This is a genomic window from Amycolatopsis rhizosphaerae (assembly GCF_007713715.1).
Taxonomy (GTDB): Bacteria; Actinomycetota; Actinomycetes; order Mycobacteriales; family Pseudonocardiaceae; genus Amycolatopsis_E; species Amycolatopsis_E rhizosphaerae.
This window is the reverse complement of record NZ_VJWX01000394.1, coordinates 1-6,672: the sequence shown is the minus strand read 5'-3', so window position 1 is coordinate 6,672 and position 6,672 is coordinate 1. Positions and strand designations below refer to the sequence as shown.

At 67.8% G+C, this 6,672-nt stretch carries 9 protein-coding genes; 4 read left to right on the top strand and 5 right to left on the bottom strand.

Translation table 11 applies throughout. The annotated features are described in order from the left end of the window. Nucleotides 1-510 (top strand): phosphotransferase (locus FNH05_RS28475; protein ID WP_144591929.1); only part of this gene is annotated, 510 nt, incomplete at its 5' end. Between the two features lie 8 nt (nucleotides 511-518). Here the strand turns inward: FNH05_RS28475 and FNH05_RS28470 are convergent. From FNH05_RS28470 to FNH05_RS28455, 5 genes are all read right to left on the bottom strand, one after another. After that, the gene (locus tag FNH05_RS28470; protein ID WP_186382785.1) at nucleotides 519-1,316 is read right to left on the bottom strand and encodes an aldo/keto reductase; all 798 of its coding nucleotides are present in this window, start codon (nucleotides 1,314-1,316) and stop codon (nucleotides 519-521) included. Further along, nucleotides 1,298-2,521: a JmjC domain-containing protein gene (locus FNH05_RS28465; RefSeq protein ID WP_144591927.1), complete on the bottom strand. Its 1,224-nt coding sequence runs from the start codon at nucleotides 2,519-2,521 to the stop codon at nucleotides 1,298-1,300. Before FNH05_RS28465 ends, FNH05_RS28470 begins: the two co-directional genes overlap by 19 nt. A gap of 13 nt (nucleotides 2,522-2,534) precedes the next feature. After that, a complete protein-coding gene (locus FNH05_RS38350) occupies nucleotides 2,535-2,693 on the bottom strand; it encodes a hypothetical protein (RefSeq protein ID WP_186382784.1) in 159 nt (52 codons plus the stop codon). A gap of 159 nt (nucleotides 2,694-2,852) precedes the next feature. After that, nucleotides 2,853-3,314 carry a winged helix-turn-helix domain-containing protein gene (locus tag FNH05_RS39915; RefSeq protein WP_342781626.1) on the bottom strand — a complete coding sequence of 154 codons (462 nt, stop codon included), beginning with the start codon at nucleotides 3,312-3,314 and terminating at the stop codon, nucleotides 2,853-2,855. Nucleotide 3,315: 1 nt separating this feature from the next. After that, complete coding sequence (locus FNH05_RS28455; protein ID WP_144591926.1) at nucleotides 3,316-3,549, bottom strand: hypothetical protein; 234 nt, start codon at nucleotides 3,547-3,549, stop codon at nucleotides 3,316-3,318. A 263-nt stretch (nucleotides 3,550-3,812) separates the two neighbouring features. Here FNH05_RS28455 and FNH05_RS28450 point away from each other — a divergent pair, with 263 nt between their 5' ends. From FNH05_RS28450 to FNH05_RS28440, 3 genes are all read left to right on the top strand, one after another. Continuing rightward, nucleotides 3,813-4,982, top strand: coding sequence for a helix-turn-helix domain-containing protein (locus FNH05_RS28450; RefSeq protein ID WP_144591925.1), 1,170 nt, complete (start codon nucleotides 3,813-3,815; stop codon nucleotides 4,980-4,982). A gap of 16 nt (nucleotides 4,983-4,998) precedes the next feature. After that, nucleotides 4,999-5,736 (top strand): 5-formyltetrahydrofolate cyclo-ligase, encoded by a 738-nt coding sequence (locus FNH05_RS28445; RefSeq protein WP_144591924.1) that lies wholly within the window; start codon nucleotides 4,999-5,001, stop codon nucleotides 5,734-5,736. A gap of 419 nt (nucleotides 5,737-6,155) precedes the next feature. Continuing rightward, on the top strand, nucleotides 6,156-6,672 hold a 517-nt coding region (locus tag FNH05_RS28440; protein ID WP_186382783.1), incomplete at its 3' end, for a replication-relaxation family protein.

Below are 6,672 nucleotides of genomic sequence, written 5' to 3'. Positions count from 1 at the left end.
CTGCAACGGGGCAAGGTGCGGGAGGTGTCGCTGTCGGAGGCATGGTGGGCGAGGTTGAATGCGTCGCTGGACGCGCTCAGCCGTCAGCACACGACGCGAGTGGCGACGCCGGACACGGAGACCATCACGCAGGCCCTGGTCGCGCGGGAGGTTGAGCATGCGTTCCCGGGGCGGGTCGAGGTGTCCCTGAGCGAGCCGTGGGTTCCTGCGCATGCGGATCTGGCGTGGGCGAACCTGACGTGGCCGGAGTGCTGGATCATTGACTGGGAAGATCACGGGCTGGCGCCGCGTGGTCTAGACGCGGCGAACCTGTGGGCTCATTCGCTCGGAGTTCCGGGGCTTGTCGAGCGGGTCTGGCGGGAGCGGCGGGCTGACTTGGAGACGCGGTCGGGCAGGCTGATGGCGTTGTTCTGCTGTGCGAAGATCCTCAACGACTCGTCCATCCCCAGTGAGTTGCGGGAGATCACGACCCGCGAGGCGAACCGCGTGATTGCCGACCTCCAGCGCTGACCTGCTTGTCAAGGGCCCTTGTCGACCAGGTTGCGGTAGCGGCTGACGGCTTCACCGCGGATGGTCAATCTGGTCGCGGCGACGAGTTCTTGCAGGTGAGTGGAGTTGCTGGTGCTGACCGCGACCCGTGAGACCTGCGGCAGTTCGTAGGCCAGCCGGAACGCGGCTTGCGGCGTCGAGCATTCCTGATCGGCTGCGAAGAACGCGCGCAGGTCCAGGGCGGACCAGGCGGGATCGGTTGTGGTTCCGCTGAAGGGGCTCATGCCCCATCGCTTCTCGGGCGCGATGTCCAGGATGCGGCAGAGGTGCTCGGCGGCGTCGAGGATTGGTGCGGCCACAGTCAGTCCGGCGCGCAGCAGCAGAAAGCCCGGTTGCAGGCTGGCGGCGCCGTGTTCGATGGCTGCCCTGACGGGGCGTGGGTCCCAGGTGGCGATGCCCCACGCCTTGCACAGACCGGACCGGACCGAGTCGGCCAGGGCCATGGAGGCGACGGCCAGTTTCTCGCGGGCTTCTGCGGGATCAAGGCCGGTCAGGGCGAGTTCCGGGTTGTGCAGGAACACCACGTCCGGGCTGCGGCCGAGGTCCTCGGCGGACCGTTCGACCGCCGCCCGCAGGCGGTCGGGGTCGAGGGAGTGCACCGGGCGCTCGCCGGTACCGCTGGGGAAGTAGCCGACCTTGGTGGAGAGGGTGAAGTCCCCGATCAGGTCGGCCGCGGTCCGTGCGAGCGCCCGGTGCGTGGTGAAGCCTCGGTAGTTGTAGGCGGTGTCGATACCGCTTACCCCGAGGTTCAGGGCGTGTTCGAGCAAGGCCCGGTCTGGATCAGACCGGTGTAGCCCGAGGACAACGCCTCGGTCAGCTCGGCACACACGCCCTCCTTGAGCAGCGGCCCGGCAACGATCGCCGCGTCAATGCCGGTCGCCGTGGTCAGTTCGGCAAGGTCGACCGGATGCCCCGACAGCAGCGGCGTGAGCGCGGGCTCGGCCCGCCCAGTGAAGGTAATCTTCTTCCCGGCCGCATACACCTCTACCGTCTCGCCCCGTTTCTCCACCCGTGGTGGAAACCCTGCGACGCACACCACCGCGGCGGGTTCGCCGAATACCCCGCGTGTGGCGACGTGGCGGGGCGGGGGCCGTTCCTGTTCCCGCAGCGCGAGGTAGTCGGCGATCGGGTAGTCGGCCACCAGCCGCGACACGTCCTCGCCGAGGCGCCGATGTTGGCCGGTCATGGCCGCTGGACCGTTCCACCGGTCCAGGTCGTGGCGGAACGGTTCCCGCTCCCGGCTGCGGTCGGCGACCCAGGCCAGCCAGTCCACGCCGGTGCGCTTCACGAACCCGAACGTGAGGTGAAGGCTGTAACCCTCACCGCGATCCGCCCGGGTGGCTTGGTGCCAGTAGCCGCGGGGGATGTGCATGACATCGCCCGCCCGCATCGTCCCTGACCAGAGGATGTCCTCGCCCGGTCTGCTGTTGGGTTCGGCGTCCCGGTACATCGGCGCGGCACGGGACGGTCCGCGTACCTCCCAGGACTTCTCGCCGGCGAGTTGGACGACCACCACGTCGTGATCGTCCCAGTGCAGGGAGAACCCGGCGGCATCGTTGGTGGTCAGGTATGTGTTGACCTGCACCACTTCCCGTGACCACCACTGCAGGGCACGGCAGGCGATCTCCATGGTCGGGTCGAAGGTGTCCAGGGCGTCGAGGACCACTGTGCACCCCGACTTCAGGAGTTGCCCGATGCGGTCCATGTTGGCCATGGGCAGGGACTGTCCGCGCCGGGTCACTTCCCTGACGAGGTAGGCGTCCGGGTGCAGTTCGACGCCGTTTTCGAAGCACCGGAACTGGGGCGGGGCCAGGCTGCGGCGCATGATCACATCCAGCAGCCGCTGCGGCGTCAGCAGTCGTGAACACAGCCGCGGATCGGCCATGGTGCCCCGCGCGAACTCAACCCCGAGTCCGCGCGGCCCGTCCCAGCCCAGTGCCTTCTCGATCGTCTGGACCAGATAGTGCTCCATCGTGGTCTGCCGGTCAGGACGACTCGGGGATGTTCAGCCCGTCGCCGCCCGCGTCGCCGTGGCCGTCTCCGCCGCCGTCCTGGGCGCCGTCGGAGTGCACGGCGTCCATCCGCCCACGCATGGTGGACAGGTGCTCGACAGCCAGGACCAAGCTGTCCTTTTCCGGTTCCATAAGAACGTTCCTTTCGTTGCTGTAGTCTGAAATTCCCAGCTAACTCGTGTGCTGCGATGTCAGGTACCACTCGCCGTGTTACCTGTTGCTGTAGGTGTGTTCACGTCTCGTGTGTGAAAGCCTGGGCCCCCTTTCTTTGCCTCACTCGGATGGAGTTGCTCAGCCGCCATCCGAGTAGCTGGCGGGTTGCCCATCATCCGAGGCTGGGCTGGGCGCTTCGCTGACGAAGGTGCCGAGAGCAGGAATGGTGGTGACGAGCCCGCGATCGCGGAGGATCTGGGTAGCGCGCCGGGCCGTACCGAGAGACACGCCGTACTGTTCAGCCAGACGACGCTCGCTGGGCAGCGGCGCGCGAGGTGTCAATTCCCCGCTGTGGATGCGCTGTTCAATGTGATCAGCGACTTTGCTGTAGACGTAGCCAAGGTTGCTGGGCAACCGGTAGGGCACGGTCATGAAAACTTTCCTTGCCAGGTAGTGATTTGTTTTCAAATGCGGTGCGCGAGTCGGCGTGCTGATGCATGAGTTCGCCGAGTTCAGCCAGGAGGCTGCCGAGGGCGTGCTGGCGTTCCGGCGGCATGCGGTCAGAGCGGAGATCAGCGCGCTGGTCTGTACGGCCTGCATGTCAGAAGCCTTCGCGCAGGCGGTAGGCGAGCCGGACCGAGTCGCAAGGCCACCGTTGACGGCACACTTCGCAGGGACCGTCGCCGGAGTCGGGTCTGTGCCGGGCCAAGGTGAGCACGATGAGGCTGTAGAGCTGCGCCGGTTCCGGGCAGCGGGGTTCGACAGGAGCGATCAGGGCGTTGGGGCGGCGTTGCCAGCGGGCGGCAACCCTGGGTTCGAGTAGCCGTATCGTCATGGCGGATGCCTCCTTTCCTCTGGTCGGTGGTGCGGCAGTCGGCACCGGGGATCGGCGCCCCGCAGACGCGGAACTGCCCGGCGGGAAACGTCTGCGGTCGGGGGAGGGAATCGACCCGGCGCCGACTGCCGGGTTGATCATCGGGGACCGGATTGGGCCGCTCCAGAGCGCAATTTGTGCGACAACCGCGCGGTAACCTTGCGTCCGTCGCGCTGACCTGCGGTAATGTGTCGGTCCCGGTGCGTGACACGATAGGGGAAATCATGGCGAACAAGCGGATCGGGCTGGCCCGGGCACGCAAGGCCGCCGGGTTCACGCAAGAACGCCTGGCCGAGACGCTGGGCGTGGACACGAGCACGATCGCGCGCTGGGAATCGGGTCAGCTGGAACCGTCGCCGTATCGGCGGCCGAAATTGGCACGGCTGCTCATGATTTCCCGCGAGCGCATGGAGGAGTTACTTCAAGAAGGCACCACGACACCGGTTGTCGGTTCGGCCTGGCCCGCCCCGGTCGCGCGCGACGATTCGCGCACGGCCGACCTCGTCACGGTGGCCGCACTGCGGGAGCAGACACTCCAGGTCGAAGCGGAGTATGAGACGGCGCCCTCCACGCAGCTGCTGGCGCGAGCGACCCAGCATCTGGCCCGCATCATGTTTCTGCGCGCCGAGACGTCAAGCAAGCGCATTCGCCGGGAGCTGTGGTCGGTGGAGGCGGAAACGGCGACGCTGATGGGGCAGCTCATCTGGGACGCGTCTCAACGGCGGGACCACCGATCCCCGCGCCACTACTTCGAGCAGGCGATTGCGGCGGCCCGCCAGGTCAACGACCCGGTCACGGAAGCGTATGCGATCTTGCGCAAGAGCTACCTGGCTCTCTACGGAGAAAAGCAACCCGACGCGGGCCTGGCGGCAGCCCGGGAGGCGGCGACAGTCGCGCACCCCGCCAGCCCCGCCCTCACTGGGCTGGCGCTGCTGCACGTCGCCGAAGCCAACGCCATGCTCGGCGAGCGCCGCGCCTGCGAGACAGCCCTCGGTGACGCCCGGGAACAACTGGCCTTGATCAGTGACGCCGACGCGGCCGGTGACTACTTTTCGCCCGCCGAGTTCGACCGCATGGCCGGGTCGTGTTACCTGTTCCTTGGCCTCACCAGGCACGCCGAGACACCCCTCGGACAGGCTGCCCGCGGGCTGGCGACCAAGAAGAAGTCGCAGGCCATCGTGCTGGGCAACCTGTCCTTGGCACGGCTGCGGCATGGTGAGGTCGATGGCGCGGTCGAGGCGCTGCACCACGCGATTGACGCTCTGGAACTCACGTGGGGCGGCGGTGGCCTCAACATCGCCTTCACCGCTGGCCGGGAACTGCGCCCCTGGCGGCAGCAGCCTGCTGTGCAGGAGGCCGGCGAGCGACTCTTCGCGCTCATGTCGGGTGCGTGACGGTACAACTGGAGACGTGGAGATCGACGAGGCCAAACGCGCCATCCGGGAACGAGTCTGGGCCGCTCTGGACGAAGCAAAAGCGGTCAGCCCGCCCGGCGCGGCAGGCCACATCCCCAGCTTCGTCGGCGCCGCCCCAGCGGCCCAGCGGCTCGCCCAGCTCGACGTCTGGCGCGAGGCCGCTGTGGTTAAGGCCAATCCCGACGGCGCCCAGTTGCCTGTCCGCGAGGCGGCGTTGCGTGAGGGCAAGCTGCTCTACATGGCCGTACCGGCCATGGCCACCCCGCAGCCCTTCTACCTGCTCGACCCGGGCGAAGTCGGACCCGAAGCCGCTCTCAGCAAGAACGCCGCGCGGCTTGCCCCCACCGTTGCGCCGGAAGACATGCGGCCGGTGGACCTCGTCGTCTGCGGCACGGTGGCTGTCAACCGCCGAGGCGTGCGCATCGGCAAGGGAGCGGGCTACTCCGACCTCGAGGTTGCCCTGCTCACCGAAGCCGGACTCATCGGGCCCGCCACGACCATCGTGACCACCGTGCACCAACTCCAGGTCATCGACGAGGACACCCCCGAAACCGAGCACGACTTCAGCGTCGACCTCATCGTGACCCCCGACGAGGTCATCCACTGCGGCCCGCCCCGCCGCCCGGCCGGACTGGTCTGGGAGCACCTGAGCCCCGAGAAGATCAACGCCATACCGGCACTGGCGAACCGACGACCCCACCCATCCGAATCGACCACCCGATCAGGGACTTGACTTCATTCCGAGACCAGAGCGACTATGCCTGACTGATCCGTTGTCGGTTCGGGCTTGCGCATCCCACTGGTCGAAGCCCGCCGGGGATCGAGCGAACATGTCCAGTTCTGCGACGCGTTGTTCCTCGACCTGAGGTGGGTGCGGCCATGGTGCTTGAGCCAAATCCAGCTGCTCGATCACAAGCGATGCGGCGATTGCGGGCTGCCATTGGGGGTTCCGCTGGGGGTACAGACCGGGGTTCCGTTGGCGGTTCTCCCCAGACCTGCTACCCCCAACTGTCGGGCGCTGGCCCTGTTTTCGCAGGTCAACAGCCTGAGGCTGATGCGGCGGCGGTGCCAGACTCGATGGGCGTCCATCACCAAGTCACATCCGTCCGCGCGCGGGGCCGCGTCACTGACCGGGACAGGCGGGTCCTGGCGTTGCTGGAGGAGCACTTCACCTTCACCACCTCCGAGCTGGCCCTGCTGGCAGGGTTCGACTCGGTGATCACCGCGCAACACCGGTTCGCCACCTTGCACTCCCGAGGCGTGCTGCACCGCGACCGCCCGTTCCGGCCCGGCGGCGGGTCCTATGAGTGGCATTGGATGCTCGGCCCCATCGGCGCGCGCATCGTCGCGGCCGAGCGCGGCGTCTCCCCGATCAAACCCGCGAAAGTCGCGGCGCGCTGGCGCAAGCTGTTCCACGGCTGGCGCTGGGATGAACTGCACGCCCAGCACGCCTGGTTCTGCACCCTGGTCGCCGCAGGTCGCGGGCGCGGGGAGCTGAAGGCGTGGCGCACGCCGTGGCATGTCAGCCGTCACTGGAAGGCCACCACGGACGGCCACGGCATCTGGCGCTACCTCGACGGCCGGGAGCTGGCGTTCGTACTGCTGATAGACGACCCGCCCCGCGTCGGCGTGCACGAAATACGGGACCGGCTGGTCCGCATCCCCGACC